Origin of the sequence: Silvibacterium bohemicum (assembly GCF_001006305.1) — a bacterium.
In the GTDB taxonomy this organism is placed as follows: Bacteria; Acidobacteriota; Terriglobia; order Terriglobales; family Acidobacteriaceae; genus Silvibacterium; species Silvibacterium bohemicum.
In genome coordinates, this window is record NZ_LBHJ01000012.1 from 275,217 (window position 1) to 299,480 (window position 24,264).

General features: G+C 57.3%; 16 protein-coding genes. 12 read left to right on the forward strand and 4 right to left on the reverse strand.

Going from position 1 to position 24,264, the window contains the following annotated elements; all coding sequences use genetic code 11:
- The first annotated feature begins 1 nt into the window (after window position 1).
- The 7 genes from XX99_RS27340 to XX99_RS17615 all read left to right on the forward strand — a co-directional run bounded on the left by XX99_RS27340 (window position 2) and on the right by XX99_RS17615 (window position 12,122).
- Entirely contained in the window at window positions 2–157 is a 156-nt protein-coding gene (locus XX99_RS27340) for a hypothetical protein (protein WP_156186053.1), read from the forward strand.
- Between the two features lie 138 nt (window positions 158–295).
- Window positions 296–1,810, forward strand: coding sequence for an aldehyde dehydrogenase family protein (locus XX99_RS17590; protein WP_050060703.1), 1,515 nt, complete (start codon window positions 296–298; stop codon window positions 1,808–1,810).
- Window positions 1,811–1,987: 177 nt separating this feature from the next.
- Window positions 1,988–2,665 carry a hypothetical protein gene (locus XX99_RS17595; RefSeq protein ID WP_156186054.1) on the forward strand — a complete coding sequence of 226 codons (678 nt, stop codon included), beginning with the start codon at window positions 1,988–1,990 and terminating at the stop codon, window positions 2,663–2,665.
- Between the two features lie 849 nt (window positions 2,666–3,514).
- Window positions 3,515–7,240, forward strand: coding sequence for an outer membrane beta-barrel protein (locus XX99_RS17600; protein WP_050060705.1), 3,726 nt, complete (start codon window positions 3,515–3,517; stop codon window positions 7,238–7,240).
- 83 nt (window positions 7,241–7,323) lie between these two features.
- Window positions 7,324–8,367: a tetratricopeptide repeat protein gene (locus XX99_RS17605; protein WP_156186055.1), complete on the forward strand. Its 1,044-nt coding sequence runs from the start codon at window positions 7,324–7,326 to the stop codon at window positions 8,365–8,367.
- Between the two features lie 11 nt (window positions 8,368–8,378).
- Complete coding sequence (locus XX99_RS17610) at window positions 8,379–10,148, forward strand: tetratricopeptide repeat protein (RefSeq protein ID WP_050060706.1); 1,770 nt, start codon at window positions 8,379–8,381, stop codon at window positions 10,146–10,148.
- 90 nt (window positions 10,149–10,238) lie between these two features.
- A complete protein-coding gene (locus XX99_RS17615; protein WP_050061134.1) occupies window positions 10,239–12,122 on the forward strand; it encodes a CRTAC1 family protein in 1,884 nt (627 codons plus the stop codon).
- Between the two features lie 14 nt (window positions 12,123–12,136).
- Here the strand turns inward: XX99_RS17615 and XX99_RS17620 are convergent, their stop codons facing one another.
- The 3 genes from XX99_RS17620 to XX99_RS17630 form a co-directional block, all read right to left on the reverse strand.
- Window positions 12,137–13,834 (reverse strand): tetratricopeptide repeat protein, encoded by a 1,698-nt coding sequence (locus XX99_RS17620; protein ID WP_082125675.1) that lies wholly within the window; start codon window positions 13,832–13,834, stop codon window positions 12,137–12,139.
- An 83-nt stretch (window positions 13,835–13,917) separates the two neighbouring features.
- Entirely contained in the window at window positions 13,918–15,063 is a 1,146-nt protein-coding gene (locus tag XX99_RS17625; RefSeq protein WP_050060708.1) for an SGNH/GDSL hydrolase family protein, read from the reverse strand.
- A gap of 7 nt (window positions 15,064–15,070) precedes the next feature.
- Window positions 15,071–17,092, reverse strand: a complete 2,022-nt coding sequence (locus XX99_RS17630; RefSeq protein WP_050060709.1) for an acyltransferase family protein — start codon at window positions 17,090–17,092, stop codon at window positions 15,071–15,073.
- 707 nt (window positions 17,093–17,799) lie between these two features.
- Between XX99_RS17630 and XX99_RS17635 the strand changes: the two genes are divergently transcribed.
- Window positions 17,800–19,212 carry a hypothetical protein gene (locus XX99_RS17635; protein WP_156186056.1) on the forward strand — a complete coding sequence of 471 codons (1,413 nt, stop codon included), beginning with the start codon at window positions 17,800–17,802 and terminating at the stop codon, window positions 19,210–19,212.
- 163 nt (window positions 19,213–19,375) lie between these two features.
- On the opposite strand, the gene XX99_RS17640 is transcribed toward XX99_RS17635, so the two are convergent.
- Window positions 19,376–20,425, reverse strand: a complete 1,050-nt coding sequence (locus XX99_RS17640) for an NAD-dependent epimerase/dehydratase family protein (RefSeq protein ID WP_050060711.1) — start codon at window positions 20,423–20,425, stop codon at window positions 19,376–19,378.
- A 503-nt stretch (window positions 20,426–20,928) separates the two neighbouring features.
- On the opposite strand from XX99_RS17640, the gene XX99_RS17645 reads away from it, so the two are divergent.
- From XX99_RS17645 to XX99_RS17660, 4 genes are read left to right on the forward strand one after another with little or no spacing between them, the layout of a single operon-like run.
- Window positions 20,929–21,819 (forward strand): N-acetylneuraminate synthase family protein, encoded by an 891-nt coding sequence (locus XX99_RS17645; RefSeq protein ID WP_050060712.1) that lies wholly within the window; start codon window positions 20,929–20,931, stop codon window positions 21,817–21,819.
- Between the two features lie 3 nt (window positions 21,820–21,822).
- Window positions 21,823–22,365 carry a KdsC family phosphatase gene (locus XX99_RS17650; protein WP_050060713.1) on the forward strand — a complete coding sequence of 181 codons (543 nt, stop codon included), beginning with the start codon at window positions 21,823–21,825 and terminating at the stop codon, window positions 22,363–22,365.
- A 9-nt stretch (window positions 22,366–22,374) separates the two neighbouring features.
- Window positions 22,375–22,998, forward strand: a complete 624-nt coding sequence (locus tag XX99_RS17655; protein WP_050060714.1) for a D-sedoheptulose 7-phosphate isomerase — start codon at window positions 22,375–22,377, stop codon at window positions 22,996–22,998.
- A 29-nt stretch (window positions 22,999–23,027) separates the two neighbouring features.
- A complete protein-coding gene (locus XX99_RS17660; protein WP_184085036.1) occupies window positions 23,028–24,218 on the forward strand; it encodes an acyltransferase family protein in 1,191 nt (396 codons plus the stop codon).
- Window positions 24,219–24,264: the final 46 nt, after the last annotated feature.

Here is a 24,264-nt window from a genome sequence, read left to right on the forward strand (position 1 = left end):
TTTGGCGGGACTGGCCGTCCAGGCGATTGCGCCTTTGGCGGGACTAGCCGTCCAGGCGATTGCGCCTTTGGCGGGACTGGCCGTTCAGGCGATTGCGCCTTTGGCGGGACTAGCCGTCCAGGCGATTGCGCCTTTGGCGCCTGTTCTGATGTTGTGACGTGTGTGAAGTCCGGGGCTCCCTCCGCAGTTCGGACCTTCCTGCGAGGTTCGGGCCGTTTTCTCCTGCTCTGGACGGCGGTCCTTGCTTAGGAGTAGCGTGATTTGGCCCAAGAATCCCCAGGAAAAGGAGCCTTCTATGGCCACCCTCGCGCTCGACCCTCGTCTCGACAAAAACACCTCCCAGTTCATCTCCGGCGACCACCGCATGCTTATCGACGGCAAGTTCGTTCATGCCGCTTCCGGCAAGACGTTGCCCGTCTACAACCCGGCAACCGGAGAAGTCATGGCTCAGGTGCCGGAGGCCGAAGCCTCCGACGTGGATCGCGCTGTCCGGGCTGCGCGCCGGGCCTTCGACGAGGGGCCGTGGGGGCAGTTCTCGGCGAACCGCATCTCCGCCTCGCAGCGCGGCCGCTTGCTCAACCGGCTGGCCGACCTGCTGGAGCAGCATCTGGAAGAATTCGCCGAACTGGAATCGATGGACAATGGCAAGCCGCTGGCCGTTGCACGCGCGGCGGATGTGCCGCTGGCGGTCGATCTCTTTCGCTACATGGCAGGATGGGCGACCAAGATCACCGGCAACACCTTTCCCATCTCGGCCGGGGGCGAATACCTGACTTACACGCTGCGCGAGCCGATCGGCGTGGTGGGGCAGATCATTCCCTGGAATTTTCCGCTGCTCATGGCGGCGTGGAAGCTGGGACCGGCGCTAGCGGCCGGCAATACCGTGGTTCTCAAGCTGGCCGAACAGACGCCGCTTTCGGGGCTGCGGCTGGCGGAATTGATCATGGAGGCCGGCTTCCCGGAGGGCGTGGTCAACGTGCTCACCGGCTATGGCGAGGGGGCGGGCGCTCCGTTGGCGGCGCATGATCTGGTGGATAAGATCGCGTTCACGGGTTCGACCGAGGTGGGCAAGCTGATCGTGAAAGCCGCGACCGGCAATCTCAAGAAGGTGACGCTCGAGCTGGGTGGGAAATCGCCGGCGATTGTCTTCCCCGATGCCGATCTGGATCGAGCCATCGCCGGAACCGCGTCGGCCATCTTCTTCAACCACGGACAGTGCTGCTGCGCGGGCTCCCGTTTGTATGTTCATGAGCGCGTCTACGACCAGGTGGTGGAGGGTGTGTCGAAGATTGCGGGGAAGATCAAGGTCGGACCGGGGCTCGATCCCCAGACCGAGATGGGGCCGCTGGTCTCGGAGGAGCAGTACCAGCGCGTGACCGGATACATCGACTCGGGACTTAAAGAGGGCGCGAAGGCCACGGCCGGCGGCAACGGCGGCGCGGAGCGCGGCTACTTCGTGAAGCCCACCGTTCTGACTCATACCAAGCCCGAGATGAAGGTGGTGCGGGAGGAGATCTTCGGGCCGGTGGTCTGCGCGCAACCCTTCAGCGACGCAGATATCGACCTCATCGCCCGCGAGGCCAACGATTCGATCTATGGGCTGGCGGCGAGCGTGTGGACCAGCAACATCTCGACGGCCAACAAGCTGGCCAAGCGGATCCGCAGCGGAACGGTCTGGATCAACTGCCACAACGTCTTCGACGCGGCGCTGCCCTTCGGCGGATACAAGCAGTCGGGCTGGGGACGGGAGATGGGCTCCGAGGTGCTGAATAACTACACCGAGGTAAAGGCGGTTACTACGGCGTTGTAGGTTGTCTTCGAAAGGTTTTAGGTTGGAGATGGGCGGTTGAGGATTCTCGACTGCCCATTTTCACTGGCTCCAACGCGGGGATTCGCAGGGCTGACAGTTATATTTCGCTTTGAATGGATTGACCAAATTGGGAGAATGGGGCGACAAGAAACGTTGAGCGCTCAAGGAGCAGATCAAGTGAGGCTGATTTTCCGGCGGTCAACCTTGCTACTGCTGCTCATAAGCGGCATCGCGTACGCTCAATCTACCTTAGGCGTGACGCAGAATTCTTCGCCTGAGATCCAGGCACAAACAGGTGCAGCAGGTACGCAAAGGAAACCGTGTTTAGGATGTGAGGCTGTCCCAAAGCCGGTACCGGACCGTATTTACTACTACCTCTTTCTTCAGCATATTGGCCGTGAGGATCAGGAAGTTCAGCGTGCATTGGCGGAGGGAAAGGACATCTCCGAAATACGCTGGGACTACCAGAATACGGTGCATTTACGCGAGGACGAAACGAAGCAGATGCTAAGCGTTGCCTTAGAAGGGTACCGCGCAATCGAGGCAAAGGAGCAGGAAGTCCAAGACGGAATTCGCTTACTGCATGAACAATATACAAATGCTCAGATAGCCAAAATGAAAACGCCAGAAAATCTCAAACACCTAAATGACGAACGCTGGCAACTGGTGGGTAACACTATGGCGAACCTTCGACAAGCCTTAGGACAAGAGGAATATCAGAAATTAGACTCCTTCATTCATGCGACCTGGGGGGCTCACACCTCTAGATTTCAGCAGCGGGATCGTGCCGCGTCTGATCCGTCCTCGCTACTAGCTGGTCCGAATGCCACCAAAGTCAACGATCAAGAGCAGTGAAGGAAATTTGGCGGGTGCTTTTTGCTGGGCCTGAGCTTGCGCGCACGGTGCAGGTTCACGCATAGAGATACGTGGCTTCGATTCTTACGCTAGACTCGCCACCAGGCAGCATGACAGCCTCTGCTGCAACGTTTGATCCTGGTCGCTCTCCTACGCCATGTCACATAGCTCACCTCCACCCTAGTCGTTGTGTAGTTTGCAGCCGGAACCACAATCCGCAATAACCTCTCCGGGTCGGCTGGGCTATGCCAATCTGAGTTCGCACTCACAAGGAGTTGAGCTAGCTTGCGCGTCAGTAAGATATCGGCCGGCCCTTCTGACTAAATCAATTTATCTAACTCCCGGCGCGCGATTCGCTCACTCTGTACAGCCATTTGTGGAGTGTTGTAGCGATCTTGCAAGGGCCTCCAGGGCTTGCGGGGTCGTTCGCGAAAGCCGTTCCCTTGTTGGAAATGGCTAGTCAACTTTTCGGTTGAGATGACTGTAGACATATTGACAATGATTCCTTCGAGCTACTAGAACGGTGGCCGGAATCGCAGGGCTGACAGTTCCATGCCGCTCTTACCTCATGGTGCAGGAAGCTGGCACTTATCGAACCAGAGATCTCTTTGTCATCGATGTTTCATCGATTATGTGTCGCGAGTTGTATAGGGAACCGGCGGTAATTATCGGAACCATTGCATTGATATTTGAGATAGGAGCGTATTGCGTTCCCACGCCTCATCCTCGATGAAGAGAACCAAGAAAAAAACCACCCGCGCTCCTGAGTCTTCCCGCCAGGAATTCAAAAAGGAGAAGACGAGCGCAGGCTGAACGCAGACAGCTGTATCACTTTTTGGGAGGTAAGTCATGCTTCACCGTTTACGCTGCTTGCTTGCAGTGAGCGCAACAGTTGCGCTCCTGGCGTTTTCCCCTCTGAGATCGGAAGCCCAGGCTGTTTACGGCTCGATCTACGGAACGGTGACCGACAACACCGGAGCGGTTGTTCCGAACGCCGCCGTCACCGTCACCGACGAGGCCAAGGGAACATCGGTTTCAATCACCACGAGCGCGGCCGGCGAGTATACCGTCGAGCATCTTATCCCCGACACATACGACGTGAAGGTAGTTGCTGCCGGCTTCAAGACTTTTGAAGCGAAGGGCATTGTCGTCGCCGCCGATACGTCTCCCAAGGTGGATGGCCAACTCGCGGTGGGCGGCTCGACGGAGACGGTGGAGGTGAATGCGGATACGGTGCCGGTGCTGAAGACGGATCGTGCCGATGTCTCCACGGTCTTCAATTCGCAGACGGTCGATAACCTTCCGATCGGCGACCGCAACTTCACCAACCTGCAATTGCTCTTGCCGGGTGCGCAGCAGCTGAGCTGGAGCCATGCCGCCGACGAGAATCCGCAGGCCAGCAAGCAGATTCAGGTGGATGGCCAGGCCTTCGGCGGAGTCGCCTTCAACCTGGACGGCACCGACAATCAGGATCCGATTCTGGGCATCATCGTCATCAATCCGCCACTCGACGCGATCCAGGAAACCAAGATCACGACGCAAAACTTTGACGCGGAATTCGGCAAGGCTGTCTCGTCCGTCATTTCAGCCCAGACCAAGTCCGGCTCCAACAGCTTCCACGGCAGCGCGTTCGACTATCGCGAGAGCAATGCGAATCTGGCCACCGATCCTTACACGCAGTTTCCCGGGTCGGGAGCATTTCCAGGGGGCCTCAAGAACCAATTTGGCGGTTCTGTCGGCGGCCCAATCCTGAAGGACAGGCTGTTCTTCTTCGGGGACTACCAGGGCGTTCGCCAGAAGGTGGGTACTGCCGCCAATATGAGCGTGCCGTCGGCGCACCTGATTGCCACCTGCCTCGGCCAGGCGATGCCTTATGCCGGCACGGTGGCCGGTTGCGACTTCAGCGAATACCAGGCGCAGCCGGGTCTTACCAACAACGGCACTACTCAACTGATCTATAACCCAACGACTGGCCTGCCCTATCCCAACAGCGTCATTCCGGCAGCCCAGGTATCGCCTCAGGCTCTGGGACTGCTGAAACTGCTTCAGCCGTATGCTCCGAACAAGAGCGGCACCTACGGACTGCTGGGGCCGTCGAACTACGCGGCCAGCGGAACGGGCCTCTTCAACAACGATCAATGGGACGAGCGGCTCGATTACACGCTTTCCCAGAAGATCCATGTCTTCGAGCGGTTCAGCCGCTTCACTGACACGTTAAGCGGAACCACGATCTTCGGTCCGGCGGGGGGAGCCGGTTTCGGCATCAACAACTACGGCGGCAACTCGCAGGGAGCCAACGACAGCCTGGCGGCGGGCACAGATATCGCCATCAGCCCGACCCTGCTCACCGATTTCCGTGTCGGCTATTACCGCTACAACATCGGCGATGGGAAGTACGACGCTGGAACCGCGTTCGCGACGAACCTGGGCATTCCAGGCCTCAATCTGAACGCTATCACCACGGGCGCACCCGGCTTCAATATATCGGATCTCGGCGCGACCAACGTCGGTGCGACCAATCCGAACAACCCGACCGTGGGCGGCCCGCAGTATGGTTCCGGGCTGAATATCAACCGCTGCAACTGCCCACTCACCGAGCGCGAAGACCAGTTCCAGATCGTAAATAACTGGACGAAGATCTGGCGCACGCATTCCATCAAGGTGGGCGGCGATCTGCGCTATGCGCGCAACCTGCGCGTACCGAGCGACAGCGATCGTACGGGGCTACTCGATTTCGGGACTGGTCCTACTTCGAATGGCGGCGTAGGCGGCCTGGGGTATGCGACCTTCGTCCTGGGACAAGTTACCGGCTTTAACCGCTACGTAAGCACATCGACCAACGCCAAGGAATTCCAGAAGCGCGACTTCTTTTATGTCCAGGACACCTGGCGCGCGACGCCGAACCTCACTGTGAATTACGGGCTGCGCTACGAGTTCTATTTCCCCGAGTCGGTCAACGGCAAAGGAAATGGCTCGCTGATGCAGATGAACGACGACGTCACTACCGATGGCTACCTGCGTGTCGCTGGCTACGGCAACATCAACAGCAATATGAACTGGAGCAGAGCCGCATTCCCTCTGAATCCCCGGCTTGGCGCGGCCTATCAGGTCGATCCGAAGACGGTCATCCGCGCCGGCTACGGACGCAGCTTCGACATCGGAGTGTTCGGCTCGATGTTCGGGCACGTGGTTACGCAAAACCTGCCGGTCCTGGTCAACCAGAGTATCTCCACTGGCAACACCAACGGCTATATCTTCTGCCTGGGAGCGGACACTCCCGGATGCACCCAGGGGGGAGCGACACCGAGTCAGGCAGCTCCGGCAGGGGGCGGTCCCGCGGCTTATCCGTTCCCGACAATTCCTGCGAATGGGCTGTTGCCAGCGCAAGGTTATGCGTCGAGTCCGAAGGCCCGGCCCAATGATCTGCGTATGCCAACGGTGGATGCCTGGAATCTCAGCCTGCAGCGCTCTCTTACTCCGACTTTGTCTTTGACCATGGCCTATGTCGGAAATAAAGGGACGCACACGTTGAGTGCCGGCGACGGCAACAATACCAATCCCAATGAGGCGGGTATCTTCCTGCCCGCGGCGTACAGCATTACGGGACAGACGCTGCACTATGTTCCTGCGGCCGATGTTACATCCGCGACCGGGATCAATCCGGACGGAGGCACGAATAATCAGAACTACCTGCAGCGATATTACGGCGGTAAGCTTGCCGCCTGCTCCGATCCCGCCTATGCGGTTCAGCCCGGGGTACCCGCCGGCTCATGCGGATGGACGCAAGGCATCGCGTACTACGGCGACGATCAGGATAGCCACTTCAATGCGCTTCAAGTCACCCTGGCCAAGCAGATCAGCAAGGGCTTGCAGGGCAATATCAACTACGCGTGGCAGCGTGGCTTCGATTTCAATAACAATTACGCGACCTGGAGCAGGGATGCGGTCAAGGGTAGAAACAATGACATCCGCGAGCAGCAGCTGGTGCTTTATGGGCTTTATCAGCTGCCTTTCGGGCACAATCAGATGTTCGGCTCGAACCTTCCCTCATGGACGGACGAGATCCTTGGCGGCTGGGTTTTGAGTCCGGTGCTGAACTGGGCGAGCGGCCTTCCCTTTACCCTGACTCTCAGCAACTGCTCGGCCTACGCTCCGGGCTCGGCTCCGTGCTATCCCAACGGCAAGGGCAGCTTCCTGAGAACGCACTTAGGATCGCTGAACCCGGTTACGCACCAGAGGCTGTACTTCAACGGCAACGTCGCGGGCGGGACGCTTCCCATCGGGTTCAGCGACCCGACGCTCGACACCATCGGAACCGCCGGGCGCAACGATGCGAATGGACCGGGCTTCTTCAACACCGATCTGTCGCTGCAGAAGAACTTCCCGATTCACGAGTCGCTCTTCGCGCAGTTCCGCGTCGACGCTTTCAATGCCTTCAACCATATCAATTCCGGATTCGGAGGCAGCGGCGCGACGTTCAACATCGACCAGGGACCGATCTACGTCGGCTCCAGTACGGCGGAGTTCGGACAGGGCCCGCGGCAGCTGCAATTCTCGCTGCGATTGCAGTTCTAAACTGCACGCAGCTTCCTACTTGCGAAGAGGGGAGACAGGCTCCCCTCTTCGCATTTCGGGAGTAGACTCTCTTCATTCGAATCATGCGTCGATTTCTTCTTCTTTGCTCACTGTTGCTGCCGATGGCACAGGCTGGGGCCTATGCGCACCCATCGTTACAGGCGTCGTCCGCCGGAAGCGAGCAGCAGCCGACGGTTGGGAGCGTGCGCGAGCTGATCAGCAAGGGAAAGCTGGAAGAGGCACAGCACGACCTTGATGCACTGGCAGCGGTTCATCCGGAACCGCAAGGCATCGAACGGCTGCGCGGATTCATCAGCTATCAGCAGAGCCGAATGGCTGATGCCGATGCTTCCTTTTCGAAGGCGCTGGAACAGGACCCGGCCGATCTCGAGTCCATGCAGATGCGCGGCGTCGTTCTCTATCGGATGGGCAAACCGGCCGAAGCTATCCCACTGCTTGAAAAAGCGCATACCGCCGTCGCGAGCGTCAATGTCGATCCTGATTACGTGCTGGCCAGCTGTTACGTGGTGGCGGGGCGATACAACGATGCGCGGCATGCCTTCGCCGAGCAGTACGGCTTCGCTCCCGACTCCGCTCCCGCCTATCTGATCACTGCGCGCATGCTGCTGCGCCATCAACTGCTGGAGGCTGCGGAAGAAGCGGCTCGCAAGGCCGTCCAATTGGATTCCCGGCTGCCGCTCGCACATCAACTGCTGGGAGAAATCGCTCTGGCCAGAGGCGACGCGAGCGCGGCCATCGCCGAGTTGCAGAAGGAGCGCGCGCTGAATCCCCTGAATGGCAGCGTCTATGACCGTCTTGGGGATGCTTATATCCGCAACTCGCAGTATCCCGAGGCCCGCCAGGCGCTGGATCGGGCCATTCTTCTCGAGCCGAACACCACCGGGCCGTATATTCTTCTGGGCAGAGTTTTGTTGCAGCAGGAGCAGCCGGTGACGGCGACGATGTACCTGGAGCGGGCGGCGCAGATGGATCCGGAAAACTCCACCACGCACATGCTTCTGGGACAGGCGTACCGTTCCACGGGCCGCAAAGAAGAGGCGATGAAGGAATTTCAGGCGGCGCAACAATTGCGGTCGGGGACCCCGGCCTCGGCGGCGAAGCCGTAGAGATTTGGTCGATGCGTGCTCTCTTCATTCTCGGGCTCGGTGCATCTTCGCTCGCTTTCGCGCCCGCGTCGTTCGCACAGATTCAACCGGCGACGGATGCGCTGCAACGCGCGGATGCGGCCTTTCACGCGGGCTACGAAGCGGCGGGAAAGGGTGATCTGCTTACAGCGCGACAGGACTTTGAGGCCGCAGTGAAGCTTGCTCCCGACGTCGAAGAAGGCCACAGCGCGCTCGGAGCCGTGCTCTATCAGCTTGGCGCGTATCGAGAGGCTATCGAGGAGTTAAACCTGGCGCTGGGCATCAAGAAGGACGACCAGTCTGCGCTCGAGAATCTCGCCATGTCTTACGTGCAGACCGCCGATCTCAAAGATGCTCTCGTCGTCTTCGATGGGCTGCAGGCGGATTCCTCGCCGCTTCCACCGGATTTGCTGTCCGCGTATGCACGAGCGGAAGCCGCGAGCGGACAATATGGGGCAGCCGCGGCCCATCTGCAGCAGGCCATTGCTGCGACTCCGAAGCCTGCGGAGCTCTACGACGAGCTGGGCTCCCTCTATGCGCAGCAGCAGCAATGGCAGCCTGCGCAGGATGCGTTTTCGCAGGCCATCCAGATCGATCCTTCGCTAGCGACAGCGCACCTGCATCTCGGGGTGGCGCTTGGGAATGCATCACTCTCCGATGCCGGACGGATGCAGCGAGCGATCGATGAGCTGACTCGCGCCGCGCAGCTTGCTCCAGAGAATGCCGTTGTGCAGGTCGAATTGGGTCGAGCGCTTACGAATTCAGGCCGCGATGAAGAGGCTATTCCGCACTTCGAGCAGGCGCGGAAGCTCGACCCTGCAGCGATTGAGGCGACGAACCAGCTGGCCATGGCTCTGCAGCGAACTGGAGCGGTGAGCCGTGCGATTCCACTCTTCGAGCAGATCGTAAGCGCGCAGCCGCAGAACACGGCGGCGCTCTCGAATCTCGCGGTCGCGCTGATCCAGACGGGGAAGGCGAAGGATGCCATCGGTTATTGCCAGCGAGTTCTGACGATTGCCCCCGGCGATGCGGGCGCTCATCAGATTCTCGGCGCCGCATATTTGCAGGAGAGCGACATCGACGATGCGATGCGAGAATTTCGCAGCGCTCTTGCCGCGACGCCTGATAATTCGCAGCTGCATTACAACCTTGGTTTAGCTTTCAAGCTGAAGGACAATCTTCCGGATGCGGTGAAGGAGTTGGAGGAGGCGGCGCGGCTCGATCCGGCGTCGCCCGACGCGCCTTACACCCTGGGCATCCTGTATATGCAGGCGGGGCGCTTCGATGATGCAGTGAAGAACCTTACCTCGTCTCTCGATCGGAGGCCCGGCAATGGCGATGGATGGGCCGTGCTGGGCAGCGTCTATCGCCAGCAGGGAAAGAATGATGATGCTGCTCGGGCTCTGCGGAAGGCTATCGAGCTTCTTCCGAATCAGCCGGGGCCGCACATTACGCTGGCCAGCGTTCTGCAGGAAGAAGGCAAGCGCGACGAAGCTGCAGTGGAACGCAAGCAGGCCGCCGACCTCACCCGAGTCGCGGTGAACCGGCAGCGTGCGCAGTTCGCAACGAATACGGCGAACGCCTACCTCGAGAAAGGGCAGATTGCCGACGCTGTTGCGCATTATCGTGACGCCATTACCAGCGATCCGAGTTATGTGGACGCGCATCTTCAGTTGGCCATCGCATACGATCGGGAGGGTCGCGGCGCGGACGCAGCGAACGAACGCGCGGCAGCGGAGAAGCTGGGGGGCAATCATCCGTAGATACAGATCGAATAGCTATTCGAACTACTCCGCCCGCGTGAGCACCCATGCGATACGAAGGACAGTTGCGCGATGCGGACGTGGGCCGGCATGAATCGACGACGCTTTCTTTCTTCGCTCAGCCGCACGGCTCTGGTGCTGCCCTTTGCCGATCTCTTATGGCTGGCTACACCTCCATGGATGCGCGGGAAGCGCTCTGCCGTGCAGGGCGCAATCGATGCCGCGCAGAGCCAGATGGGTGGAGCGCAGCCGGTCTATGAGGCGAAGCCGATGCCTCCACCGCCGGGACCTGTCTCTCCGATTGCGGGAACTCCGCTTGGACTGCAGTTCGTCGATGTGGCTGCACAAGCCGGATTGAACGCGAAAACGATCTATGGCGGCGAGGGAAAGAATAAATATCTTCTCGAAACCACCGGCTGCGGAGTGGCGTTCTACGACTACGATCACGACGGCTGGCTGGACATCTTCCTGGTCAATGGCTGGCGGCTGGAGGGCTTTGCAAAAAGAATGGAGCCCACCTGCCATCTCTTTAATAACAACCGCGACGGCACGTTCACGGATGTCACGGCCAAGGCAGGCCTGCTGCGCAGCGGCTGGGGGCAGGCGTGCTGCGTAGGCGACTACAACAACGACGGCTTCGACGATCTCTTCGTCAGCTACTACGGGCAGAACGCGCTCTTTCGTAACAACGGCAGTGGCAAATTCACCGACGTCACGGCTCAAGCGGGGCTGGCGCAAACAAAGACGCGCTGGAATTCCGGCTGCGCCTTTCTTGACTATGACCGTGACGGCCACCTCGATCTCTTCGTCGCCAACTATATCGATCTCGACCTGAAGACTGCGCCCACACCGGAGTCGGCGAACTGCGCCTATAAGGGCATCCCCGTGGCCTGCGGTCCACCCGGCCTGCCCGGCGGGAAGAATATTCTCTATCGCAACAATGGAGACGGCACGTTCAGCGATGTTTCCGAGAAGAGCGGCATGTGGGGAACGCTGGGCAACTACGGGCTCAGCGTGGCCGTCGCCGATTTCGACAACGATGGCTGGCCCGATATCTATGTCGCGAACGATTCCACCGCGGCTACGCTTTATGTCAACCAGAAGGACGGCACCTTTCGCGATGTTGCGATTGAGTCAGGCGCTGCGCTCTCGCCCGATGGCAAGCCGCAGGCGGGCATGGGTGTCTCGGTCGGCGACTACAACCGCGACGGCAGCCTGGATATCGCGAAGACCAACTTCGCCGGCGATACCGACTCGCTCTACGCGAACATGGGCGACGGCAGCTTCGAAGATCGCACTTACCTTGCCGGTCTGGGCATCAACACACGCTATCTCGGCTGGGGCATTGGATTTTTCGACATGGATAACGATGGCTGGCTCGATCTGCTGGTCTCGAACGGACACGTCTATCCCGAGGTCAGTAGCTCGAAGACCGAAGCTCCTTATGCCGAGCCGAAGTATCTCTACCGCAACCTTCGCAATGGACGCTTCGAGGATGTTTCGTCGCAGGGAGGTTCGGGCATCACTACACCGGCACCCGCGCGTGGCTGCGCTTTCGGCGACTACGACAACGACGGCGATCTGGATGTTGTTGTGAATTGTGTGAATGCAGCGCCGCAGCTGCTGCGCTGCGATTCGACATGGAAGCGCAGCTGGATCAAGGTGAAGGCCGTCGGTGTGAAGTCGAACAGGACCGGCATCGGCGCGCGGGTGAAGGTGGTAGCGCGAACGCAGAAGGATGCCGCGCTCACGCAGATCGATGAAGTGCGCAGCGGCGGCAGCTACTATTCGCAGAACGATCTGCGTTTGCATTTCGGTCTGGACGAGGCCATGGTGGTCGACCTGATCGAGGTTCGCTGGCCTTCGGGGGAGGTGGATACCTTCGAGAAGCTTGCCGTGAACCGGCTGTACATTCTCGAAGAGGGCAGCAAAATCGCGAAATCGGAGATGCTGGTTCCGGCAAAGAAAAGCTGACCGCGTTCGAACCTTCAATGCGCCGCGCACGGCTTTACTCCCGAGCGAATGGCGCTCTGCAGCAAACGCGCGCGCTGGTCGTCCGGAGAAAAGAGCAGCACGCGGTCGAGCGTTGCCAGCGCTGCCTCACGCTGGCCGAGACCGCATTCAACTTCGGCGAGGTTTTCGCCCGCAGCCAGTTGTGTGGGATCGTGAGCGAAGGCGGATTGCCAGAGCCGAAGCGCCGATGGCAAATCGTGATTGCGTGCGTCAATCAACGCGAGATTGCCTTCGGCTACGGCATCGAAGGAATCGGCTTTGAGCGCGGCTTGGTATTCGGTCTGGGCCGCTGCTGTTTGCCCCATCAGCTGTTCGAGAAAGCCAAGCTCGGTATGCAGCTCATGGTCGGTTTCGCCCGGCTCGGCCTGCTCTGCGGAGAGCAGCAGCTTATAGGCCCGACGCGCGGCCTGCTCGTCGCCGTGAGTTGCGAGCTGGGCATACGCGAGGCCCATATCGCGATCGGAGACCTTCGCCTCGTGCAGGGCCACGAGAGCATCGCTGCGCGGAGCCGCCGCGACGGCCACGGCCGGCAGCTGGATGCGATGATCGGTCACCTGCTCGTGGGCGATGTCCGTTGTCGACGAGCGCGGCATGTGGCATGACGAACAATCCTGCTGCTCGGGATGGTGCTGCGTTGCGTAGGTCGGCTGCGAATGGCAGCCGAGGCAGCTCTTCCGATAGAACTGCACGCGCTCTTCCGGAGCAGGCGAGCTGTGCGGATCGTGACAGGTGGTGCAGGTGAGCTTATCGCCCGAGGCCCGCTTGCACGCGCTCTGCTGCAGGGCTTCCCATTGGCTGGTGGCGCGGCCTCCGGAGCCCGACTCCTGAGCGCGGACAAAGAAAAGCGCGTAGTCGAAGATGCTGTCTCCGGGCTTGAATGCGCCCAGCGACTTGCCCTGGCGGACGACGATCACCTTGCCTTCGAGATGGCAGTTGAGGCAGACCGAATCGCGGCGGATAGGTTCGAACGATGCCGGGTTCAGAATGGGTGCGTGGCCCTTGGCCGCGATGTGCGCGGAGGCCTCTCCATGGCAGGCGGTGCAGGTGATGCCTCCGGCGAGAAAGGGCTGCGCGGCAAAGTGGTTGCGCGCATCGGGCAGAGAGGGCTGCAGCGACGAGGCATGGCAGCGCAGGCAGCTGACGTCGACCGGCAGGGTGAGAGGCATCTGCCTGGCAGACAGATAATTCGGGGTCATATCCCAGATGCCTTTTTTTGCATACCAGTTGATGGGCAGCTCGAACCAATAGCCCTGCTGCTCAAAAAGGTAGGTCCGGCCGCGCCTGCCGGAGCCGAGGAAGTAGAGCAACTGCTGCTGCCCATGCAAAGCGCCGCCCGGCGTCGAGGCATCGCGGTCATAGGACAGGAACACACGTCCGGCGTCCTCGTAAACGCGATAGTGGATGCCGGAAGCTTGATGGACAAAATCCGCGGGAGTGAACCCATCAACAGATGTCAACCTATCAGCCGCAGGGCCGCTGGCGTTCGCCATGGGAGTGCGGCGATAACGCTCGTAGATCGCTCGATGGCACGAGGCGCAGGCAGCGTTGGGGTCGGGAGCAGCGTCCGCTGGGGCGGCGAAGGCTCGGTTACAGACGAGGAACTGGATGACGACCGCTAGAAGACAAGCTGGGGCGCACCGCTGGCCGGACATCCGTAGTCGAAATGCCATCATCCGCCACCAGGGAGCGTCTTCGGCCTTCCATCATAGCTTGGTGGGTAAAAGACCTGCGAGTCTTCAGTCCTACATATTCGGCTTCAGTTAGAAGCAACCAGCCAGACGGATTCTACGGATTTGCTTAGCTCATATTGCCCAAGCTCATTAGGGTGGGTTTGATCATTCATCTCCGGTGCTGTGCCAAGCATGAATTGCCGAGTATCAAATATCCGAACTGTCAGTCCATCTTTAGAGAGCAGGTCCACGTCGGCCTCGATATCGTTGATATAGTTTTGGCACGGACCGTCAGAAGCATCGCAGACAGTCCCCGGCAACTGGTAAGGAATCGTCCCGGCCAATACAGTGGGAAGCTGGTTGGAGGAGGGCTGGGCCGGGAATCCAACGCCGACAACGGAGACACCACTTACACCGTCACTCGTTTGAGTGAATGTGACCACATGTATTCCTGCCGGCACCGGTGGCAGGCGAAGAAAACCTAGGGACGTGGAGGTGCCATTTCTAGTGGCTATCTCGGGGTTTGTCCCAACTTCGCCCGAACCAACGATCAATCCGTCAATCGAGTAGTTGTACGTCCCATTGCTGCCGTCGATGATGAGGGGCCATGCATAGATCGGACCGTCTTGCGGGGTCGTAATTGTGAAGCTAATGGATGCTCCTTTGGCTTCGCCGGTCCATGCGTTCCAATGATTCAAATTGTCAATCGTGTTGGCGCCGGTAGTTGTGACTGCATTAGAGGTAGCCAGAATTTTATGCTCGGCAGGGATGGCAAGCCATGAAACAGCGGCCAGATGACAAGCTTTAAAGACCGCCTCGTAGGGACCGACACCCTTGTCAAAGACATCGTTCGTCCCAATAAGCAAGCTATATGTCGGATGTGATGCAAGAGTGGGCGCGTCCTCGTTAGGGAAAATTTGCCTCGCTGAAACGTCACAAGCCTGATCGCCAGGTATTGCATTGTCGGCATAGGTTACTTGCTCATTTTCGGCAACGAAAGCAGGATAGGGCCTCTGGGAGCCACTCAGTGTTTCGCCGAACGTAATTGAGTCGCCGTAGGCGCGGTATTGTGCCGCAGAAGTCGCCACTGGACTCTGTAATGCAGCCATTATGGCGGCCGGAACACGGCCTGGCGAAACACCGCAGCCGATCAAAAGAGGAGTCAATATCGAGAACCCGGCAATTACTGCTTTCACACCTCGCAGTAATTTTACTTCGCGAAATAAATACATGATCGAACTAGTCCCTGTGATCAATAACGGATTGCCAAAAAGTTCGTGTTACAAGCGTAGATCCGGAGATCGTAAAATGAGATTGATCGTATGTTATCAAGTCGTTCCACGTTGGCCCTGTTGTGACCAAACAACTGGTTTGATCACATAGCTGGTCAAAAATCGATACATAGACCGCTCCTGCACCTACGGATGCTGCAACTAGCGCACTATCATCGTGGGCTTCGAGGAGACTGCGTCCTAGGCGAAGCGGAACAGCTTCATTTGGATTGCGGCGAATTTCGCCTGCCAGCAGCCCAGCTACGGGCCGCTTCCAAAGGGGGACGGAACCGATGACAATGACTCGCGGGTCCCCGGCTGCTTTAACGAGTTCAATTGTCCGCGAAAGTTTTTCCATCCGATCATGGCGGCTTTGGTCAGGCGCAGTTTGATCCCAGTCCGCAGACAGAACAACGACATCAGGCTTCAGGTTTCTGATCCGATCCAAAATGGCTTGGTTGATCGAAAGGCACCGGGGCCGCTCCCGTATCGGCAATTCCATGATGGGAGGACACATGGAGGCAGTGAATTGGGCGAGACGCACATTCGATGTCCCTTGAAGTGCCCTGAAGCCTGGAAACAGATCCGCTGCATGAGAATCTCCCCACAGGACTACCAGAGGTTCCTTCGAGGGGCTATCGTTGGAATCTATGCAGCTTCCAGCAAAAGAAGAAGGGGACTGGTCCTGGCGAAGAAAACAAACGCCGTCGCGCCATGCCTTGCTGAGGCTGTCGCTAGCATCGTGGTCCAGGGCCACAATGTTTTTCGGGAACCTTGCAGGAAAACCATTTGCCGCTATAACTAAAACGCCAAAAAGGCCAGTGAGGACTATAGCGCCGGCAAGGTACAAAGCTCCTCTCCGTCGTCGTCCTTTGTCTTTGACAAGACGAATCGGAAGTTCAATATAACGATAGGTTAGCGCGGCAAGGATGAACGCCAGAAAAATCAGCCCTATCTTCTCGCTACGGTAAATCGGAATTCCCCAAGTATCGCTGGCAATCCGAGTAAAAGAGAGAAGTGGCCAATGCCACAAATAAAGTGGATAACTGATTAGACCTATAAGTACCGCCGGCTTAGACGAAAATATGGTCCGGTTTACCCATGCGGTTTCGCCTGCGGCGATCAATGCCACTGCCGCAGTTACTGGGAGCAATGCCCACCAGCCCGGAAAAGCATCGAACTGATTGATCGCAAACTCGGACGTCAGTAGTAGCGCCATGCCTGCAATGCTGGCGGCATGACGCCAGAAAGCGGTCCTTTTATCTGGCTCATCCGATTGTTCGGAGCCGTGCATCCAAAGCGCCAGACCGGCGCCTGCCAAGAGTTCCCAGAATCGAGAGAACGGCAGGAAGTATGTTGCCGCGCCGAAGCGGGAAACAAGCAGAACATTTACAAGCATCGACAAAGATGCAATTGTGATGAACGCAATGGCCATCGGATGGCGTGAGCCGGCTCGGTACATTGCCATACAAATCAGAGGAAAAATGAGATAGTACTGTTCTTCGACGCCCAGCGACCAAAGATGCAGCAAGGGCTTCAGGGCAGCGTCGGGAGAAAAGTATCCGGACTGCAGCCACATGACGAAATTCGCCACGAAAGCGCTGCCCCCTAAAACCTGTTGTCCGAGCGCCACAAAGCCAGAAGGCATAAGCAGCATCCAACCGCCTGCACAGACAAAGCACAGGACAATCAGGAGTGCCGGATAAATCCGCCTGATTCGTCGAGTGTAAAACTCGACGATGCTGAAGGTTTGAAACCGGAGCTCCTGGTAGATGATGGAAGAAATTAAAAAACCGGAAATCACAAAGAAGATATCGACACCGACAAATCCGCCGGGAAATTTAGCTGGTGCGAAATGATACCCAAGTACCGACAAGACAGCTGCTGCACGCATTCCGTCGATGTCGCGCCGGTAACGGATCTTCCTTTCAGGTGTGGGGTCCGTCTTTGTGACTTCGCGCTGTTCGGCGATTGTCTGGAGGAAGTCCATGAAGGCATTCTAAGCGAGTGCCCGATCTTCACGGCAAATTCTCGCGTTGGTGCCGACAGTCTTCATCCAGTGCCTGGGCAACAGCCCATGCGTTAAAGTGGGCGCATAAGAAGAATTATGTCGTAGGTGATTGCGATCGCGATCAAATTAGACTGCAACGATTTAGAAAAGACTACAGCTCTTCGCAATTTGAAGATCAACTTTCATCGCGCTTCAAAACATCGTTTCGTGATGGAAAGCCCAGGTTATAACAGCCCCGGAAAGGCGGTCCGTGATTGAATTGGCCTTGGGGTTGGAGGCTTTTCTGCCAACAGCATTGCAAGCACGATTCTGATGATGTCAATGACTACGGGTTGCTTTGACGTAAATGGGCGTCAGACGAGATCCTCATCCACAGGCGGTGGAAGATGCAGATGAAAGCCATTCTTTTTGCGATCTACCTGTTTTTCGTCTCAGCCCTTTCGTCTGGCGCGCAACAGGGGAACCCGGCCACAGATATTCGTTGGCCGGCCGGTGCGACAGGCTGTTCATATATTCCCGGCAATAATGCGTGTGTCGCGATGCTGCCTCTAGCGGGCGGAGCGCTTACGGGAGGATTGTCGGCGCCGTCAGTGTGCTCAGGGACTGATCGAATAAACGCAAAAGGCTGCTACGGCGCAATGGGAGACCTGCGATTTGCCAACCGTTGTGCTATTACGGCGGGTAGCGTGAGACTCACGTGCACAAGCGGCCCCTTCGCCTCGAAAGACGCACATAAAACTGCATACGTTCGTGGCGCCGGTCCGGGAGGGAATACGCTCTCCACCTCCATTGCGGCCTATGCCAGTTCGACTCAGGTCACGCTGGGAGCCGCGGCAGCTACCACCGTTAGCGAGGCAACGGTCATCTATGGGAGTGATGACACCGCAGCTTTGCAGAAGGCTCACGACGCCGCGGTTTCCCAGCAGCGAGCGCTCTATATCCCGGCAGGGATCTACTTACATCATGGTCTGAATTGGACGAATATGGATACAGAAGTCGAGGGTGATGCACATGGCAGCACATTCCTGTGGGCCTTGGCGGTGACTAATCCCGGCCGTGTGAATACGCCAATCTCAGGCGGCGTGGGTGTGGACATCTCAAGTTCGCAGTACAACGAAATCGATCGCATCGCCTTTATGGGTGGCTATTCAGGCTTTCCCGACCTTGCTCCAGGAATCAACGTTCTAGCCGCACGCGCTGCTTCCTCTGCTGGGCCCAATTACTTCTCGATACACCACGTATTTGAGAGTGATTACTGGAATACATTTGGACCTTACAATCTAGTCCTTTACGGATACGAGGATTCCGATTTCCACAATTCCCACTTCGAATCGTACGGCTCAGTCAATGACGGAACGGTCTATATGTCCGCGGCCAACACGCCTGGTTTTGTTTCTCCTTATGTGATGGTGCAGCCCCCGACAAATTCCATGACCAAGATCAACTTTTCTGGTGGGCGCACGGCGATGGCGTGCACGGGGAAGTGCGTTGTTCTGGACGATGCAAACAGCGGTTCCACCTACAATATCTCTTTTCGCGACTTCTACGTTGCCTTCGACGCGCCCGGGAGCGTTTTTCTTTCGGATACGGGAACGACCCATTCCTATGCGCTTCGCCACATCGTAATGGACACGGTAAATATCGAGGCGAACGCCTGCAGAACTTGCCAGGTTGTGAATGTGAGCTCCCCAGCGTGGGATTGGCGCCTGCAAAACGTGCAGTTCTATGGGCCAGGACAATCCAACACGCCACCGTATGTATTTGAGGGCGGATTGTTCGATTCGCTGTTGCTGATTGATTCCTCCGGTCAGGCGACGGGTACGCCGACGGAAGTGTCTGCGCCGTCATGCGCCGGTTCAATTCTGCAGTTAGGCGAGCAGCAGCCGGTCACCAGTTGCACGGACGCGATGCTTGTTTCGGGAACGAGCGGTTCCCAGTACTTCACTCTAGGAAGAGTGCATTTTTATTCGGGAAGCGGTGTGCCCACCGGATCTTGCTCGGTAGGCGACGAATACAACAACTCTGCTGCGACTAGTGCAAGCACAGTGAAATATCTTTGCTACCCGGCAAACACATGGAAGGCGGTAATGATCCCATGACCGGAAGGCCGGATGATTGGTTCGATGTTCAGTCCTTCGAATAAAGAAGATGAAGAAAGCGAGCTCTGATCTTTTCACCGGCTATCGTCAAGATCTTTTTCCCCTCCTCTCTCCAGAATCTTCCTCTGAGCGACTTAAAAGGATAAGAGTTTGCCGGTATAGCTTAAACGCGGTAGCTATCTACCGTGCGCCGAAAACCCTCCTCGATTGTCGTCGTAGCTCGCCATCCCAGTGATTGAATCTTCTTCACGCTCACCTGTGCTCCCTCGTCGGACCTAGGGACATAGCCTGATGCTGGACGCTCTTTACGCGCAACATAGATTCCCTCATTCTTGTAAAGCGCAGCGAGCCGGTCAGCGAGGTCCGCGATGCTGCATTCGGCAGCAGAATTGACGACGTTGTAAGCCTGCCCGACCTCTCCTTTTAGGAGCACGGTAAAAAACGCTGCTGTCGCGTCCGCCAAATAGCAGAACGGTCTTCGTGCGGTCCCGTCACTGAGCATAGTAATGGGGCCGCCATTCAAGATATCCCGAACGAAGTCGGCGTAGACGCGACCATCATCCAACCTCATCCCGGGGCCATAGGTGTGACCTGGCCTCACTATGCGTGTGGGAACTCCATATTGTCGCGCCCAGGAGGCGCACATGGTTTCGCCCGCTCTTTTGCTCTCGCCGTAACATGAGCGGACATCTATGGGGTCAAGATATCCCCCTTCATGCTCGGTGAGAGTGGCCGACCTTCCCGTTACCGCTCCGTATACCTCGCCGCTGCTGAAAAATAGAAATCCCCTGCAGACCTTATCCAGCATGGCGGCATTCAGCAAATGATAGGTGCCGAGCACATTCGCGGAAAATGTTCCTACGGGATCTGCGAGGTAAGCCGCCGGACTTGCATTACTGGCCGCGTGGATGATGTAGTCGAACCGCGTCGATACACCGAGTGGATCGGAGACATTCTGTACGAGCATCCGGAGGTCGTCGCGGCCGTCGTAATCGGCGAATCGCTTGATGGCCCCTGCCTCATTGCGAACGAGAGCGGTTACTTTGGCTGGCTTTGAGAGCACAAATTGGTTGAGGAACATGAGTGTCTCGACCATGTAGGCGGGCAAGAAGCCAGCAGCGCCGGTCACAAGCACGTTCGTATCTTCAAAAGACTGCCAGGGTAGGGGCTCCTGGACAATACCTTTCATGTCGTCTTGAACGATGGAATTCATAAGGAGGAGTCTCCGAGGGTGACCGTTATAGTTACAAAATGAGATCTGCAGACAGCCCTAATGATCAACCTGAAGATTTCATTGCGCGGCTCGCCATTAGCAGTCATTTCGACTTCGAGCGAGCTCCCGTATCGGACCCCGAGTGGCGTCGATAATCGGGCTGGCGGGGTTCTGCTAACACAAGCAGCCTGAATTTTCATCGATTGTGGCCGTGGAGCTTTTCAGTAGAATACACAACCGGCGTGGCGGCGCGCCTTGTGAGGGCAGCGTCCTACAGTGCCCGTTCGTTGCTCTCTACTTCCACAGATACCCCGGGTTTGCTGACGCGATAAGATACTGCGAGGAAGGCAAATAAAATCGGAAGCACTGGGCATAAAAGGGACCGAACAAAGGGCCGGGTCGCGCCGATAGACGCTAAAACTCGTGCCAGCGTATAGTGATTTCACTAGATCGGGATCTGCGACTTTTAAGTGCTCTAAAAGACAGTAGGGGGAATTGGTATTATGCACAACGGCGATTCAGCCATCAGAATTGGAAATAAGCTTGTCGGAGACGGGCAACCTTGTTATGTCGTTGCCGAAATCGGCATAAACCACAATGGCGACCTCGATCTGGCCAAGCGGCTCGTCAGCGTTGCCATTGCGGCAGGCTGCGATGCGGTGAAATTTCAGAAGCGTAGCGTGGATGTGGTCTACACGGCTGAAGAGTTGGCTAAGCCCCGCGAAAATCCATTCGGCCCCACAAATGGGGACTTGAAGTGGGGGTTAGAGTTCGACGAAGAGGATTTTGCGGAAATCGACGCATTCTGCAAATCCGCGAAGATGCCATGGTTTGTATCTGCGTGGGATGAAGCTTCTGTCGATTTGATTGCGAAGAATTTCGATGTTCCGTGCTTCAAGATCGCTTCGGCCTCACTGACCGACGACAATCTCTTGCGCCACACCAGGAAGACCGGGAAGCCAATCATTCTATCGACGGGTATGAGCACCTACGCCGAGATCGACCATGCAGTCGAAGTACTCGGCAAAGAGAATCTCATCGTGATGCACGCGACCAGCACCTATCCTGCCAACTACGATGAGCTGAACCTCAAGGCCATTCCGACTATCCGTGATCGTTATGGAGTTCCAGTCGGATATTCCGGCCACGAGACGGGCATTCCGAGCAGCGTCGCGGCTGCGGTTCTCGGAGCCTGCATGATAGAGCGGCATATCACCATGGACCGTGCGATGTGGGGAAGCGATCAGGCTGCATCTTTGGAGCCGAATGGCATTTCTCGACTTGTGCGCGATATACGTCTCTGTGAGCAGTCGATGGGTGATGGAATCAAGCGTGTTTATGAACGCGAGGTTCCCATCATCAAGAAGTTACGCAGGGTGGGAGCGGCGGTCTAGCGAATGGCGCACAAAAATGCCTCGCCTGAGATTCAGGACAGGCTGCGGAGAATTAAGGCCATCGCTTTCGATGTAGATGGTGTGTTGACCGACGGCGGGATGTGGTGGGGCGCTGATGGCGAAGAGTTCAAGCGCTTCTCGTTCAGCGATATCATGGGGATTTCGCTGGCCCGCCGACACGGATTTACACTTACTCTTATCTCCGGCGAAGCCAGCCCGCTGGTTGACCGGTACGCCGCAAAGATGAAGATTGCCGATGTAACTAAAGGTTGCCGCGATAAGGCGTCTGCACTTCGCGAGTTTGCCGGAAGGAACAACCTGGATCTCGCCGAGATTTGTTTCATGGGTGACGACGTCAACGACCTTCCCGCCATGGGCATCTGTGGATTTTCGGCAGCCCCTGCGGATGCTCGTCCGGCAGTGCTCGAGAAGGTAGACTTTGCCGCGACCAGTCCAGGCGGCCGGGGCGCGGTTCGTGAACTCATCGAGGCGCTCTTCGCTGCACACGAAACGGATTCGGCGACCGTCTTCGCCAACTCTATTTAGAGACAAATCTTGAAACACATCATTCACGAACAACTCGGAAAAACGATTGCGGTACTGGAGAAAGTTCGGGCCGATGACACTCTCCTTAGGGTTGTGTCGCAGGCTGCGGAAGTGACGGCAGAGGCGATGCTCAACGGCCGCAAGCTGATGGTGGCCGGTAACGGTGGCAGCGCGGCAGACTCGCAACATTTGGTGGCGGAGTTTGTCAGCCGCTTGGTAAAAGACCGTCCGGCCCTGCGCGCCATCGCTCTCACAGTAGACTCCTCCATTCTCACAGCGGTCGGAAACGACTACGGCTATGAAAAATGCTTCGAACGCCAGATTGAGGCGCTCGGACAGCAAGGGGATGTTTTTCTAGGCATCTCCACTTCAGGCAACTCTCCCAATGTGCTGCGTGCGTTGGCGCTCTGCCGGACGCTGGGTGTGGTCACCATCGGTCTCAGCGGCAACGGCGGCGGCAAGATGGCCGAGCTCTGCGACTATAACGTCGTCGTCCCTTGCGACGTTACGATGAATATCCAGGAATCCCACCTGGCCCTCGAGCACATCTTCTGCATGCTGGTGGAGCGCTGCTACTTCGGGCCGGAGTTCTTGGCCCAAACAACGCCGGCTTCCCGAGTAGCGCCAGTTTGAAAATGGAGAGCGATTTAGATTCACAGCGAATGAAAAACGCTCGCAAGCAGGATTTTCAAACTGGAGTCTGGTATCGAGGGTTGGATGGGGTTCGGGCGATTGCTGTCATCCTCGTCTTCACCGTGCATTTTATTGGTTACAGAACCCGCTTCATCGGCTGGACGGGTGTACCCATCTTTTTTGTGCTCTCCGGTTTTTTAATTACCGGCATTCTCTACGACAATCGCAACGAGCCTCATCGCTTCCGCAACTTTTATGTCCGCCGTACACTCAGAATTTTCCCACTTTTCTATTTTGTGTGGCTTCTTGTTCTGATAGCGGGTTTGTTTCTGCGGGCTCAATGGCACCCGATTCAGATTCTCTGGCCACTGTATCTCGGCAACTACGTTCGCTTTATCGCTGGCACCGAAGCCCTAGATCACATCTATACACTACGCTCGCCGGCGCTTCCGCTACAGATCGGTCATTTCTGGTCCCTCGCTGTTGAAGAGCAGTTCTATCTTTTATGGCCTCTTGTCGTCTTTTATGTTCGCGAGAGGCGAAGGTTGATCCAGATTTGTATCGCGGTCGTCGCCCTCGCCCCTTTGTTGAGGGTTCTGCTCTGGGCGACGGCTTCGAAGAAGCTCCTATCTATCCTGCTTCTGTACATGATCACTCCCACGCAGTGCGACGCGTTCCTGCTTGGCGGGCTGTTCGCGCTCCTGATGCGGGGTAGTGAGAAGGAGAAACTGTTATCACACGCCAATAAAATTCTTTATCTATCGTTGGCTTTTCTCATGGCCGTATATGTCGCGAACAACGGCCTTCACTTTCGCGATCTATCGGCTTCCTCCGCCTGGATGTCCACATACGGATTCACGCTCGTGAATATGGCCGCCGCAGGACTGATTCTTTGCTCTTTGCAGTCACAGTCTGTGATTTACAGACTCACAGCTTCCCAGCCTATGCGAATGATCGGAAAATATAGCTACGGTATCTACGTCTACCACGTACTCCTCGCGCCATTTCTGGAATACTATGTATGGCCAGCTAACAAGTCCTGGCCGCCGATTGTATATATCATCCATGCAACGCTATCAGTGGTGCTTTATTTCCTGATAGTGCTTGCGGTATCAGCGTGCAGTTACCACCTGTTGGAGGCGCCATTCCTGGGATTGAAGGACCGGTTCACCGCTCGCCATAGAAATCCCGCGGCGGAAACCTCTCCAGGAATAGCCTGACCTCCGGCGTTTCCGGCGAATCCGCAAACGCGGCAAGCTTCCGCAA

Coding starts and splice junctions, on each gene's coding strand:
- XX99_RS17615 (WP_050061134.1), top strand. CDS start 10,239: ATGAATCGACGACGCTTTCTTTCTTCGCTCAGCCGCACGGCTCTGGTG.
- XX99_RS17640 (WP_050060711.1), bottom strand. CDS start 20,425: ATGAATTCCATCGTTCAAGACGACATGAAAGGTATTGTCCAGGAGCCC.
- XX99_RS17605 (WP_156186055.1), top strand. CDS start 7,324: ATGCGTCGATTTCTTCTTCTTTGCTCACTGTTGCTGCCGATGGCACAG.
- XX99_RS17650 (WP_050060713.1), top strand. CDS start 21,823: ATGGCGCACAAAAATGCCTCGCCTGAGATTCAGGACAGGCTGCGGAGA.
- XX99_RS17630 (WP_050060709.1), bottom strand. CDS start 17,092: ATGGACTTCCTCCAGACAATCGCCGAACAGCGCGAAGTCACAAAGACG.
- XX99_RS17660 (WP_184085036.1), top strand. CDS start 23,028: ATGAAAAACGCTCGCAAGCAGGATTTTCAAACTGGAGTCTGGTATCGA.
- XX99_RS17590 (WP_050060703.1), top strand. CDS start 296: ATGGCCACCCTCGCGCTCGACCCTCGTCTCGACAAAAACACCTCCCAG.
- XX99_RS17620 (WP_082125675.1), bottom strand. CDS start 13,834: ATGATGGCATTTCGACTACGGATGTCCGGCCAGCGGTGCGCCCCAGCT.
- XX99_RS17645 (WP_050060712.1), top strand. CDS start 20,929: ATGCACAACGGCGATTCAGCCATCAGAATTGGAAATAAGCTTGTCGGA.
- XX99_RS17600 (WP_050060705.1), top strand. CDS start 3,515: ATGCTTCACCGTTTACGCTGCTTGCTTGCAGTGAGCGCAACAGTTGCG.
- XX99_RS17610 (WP_050060706.1), top strand. CDS start 8,379: ATGCGTGCTCTCTTCATTCTCGGGCTCGGTGCATCTTCGCTCGCTTTC.
- XX99_RS17625 (WP_050060708.1), bottom strand. CDS start 15,063: ATGTATTTATTTCGCGAAGTAAAATTACTGCGAGGTGTGAAAGCAGTA.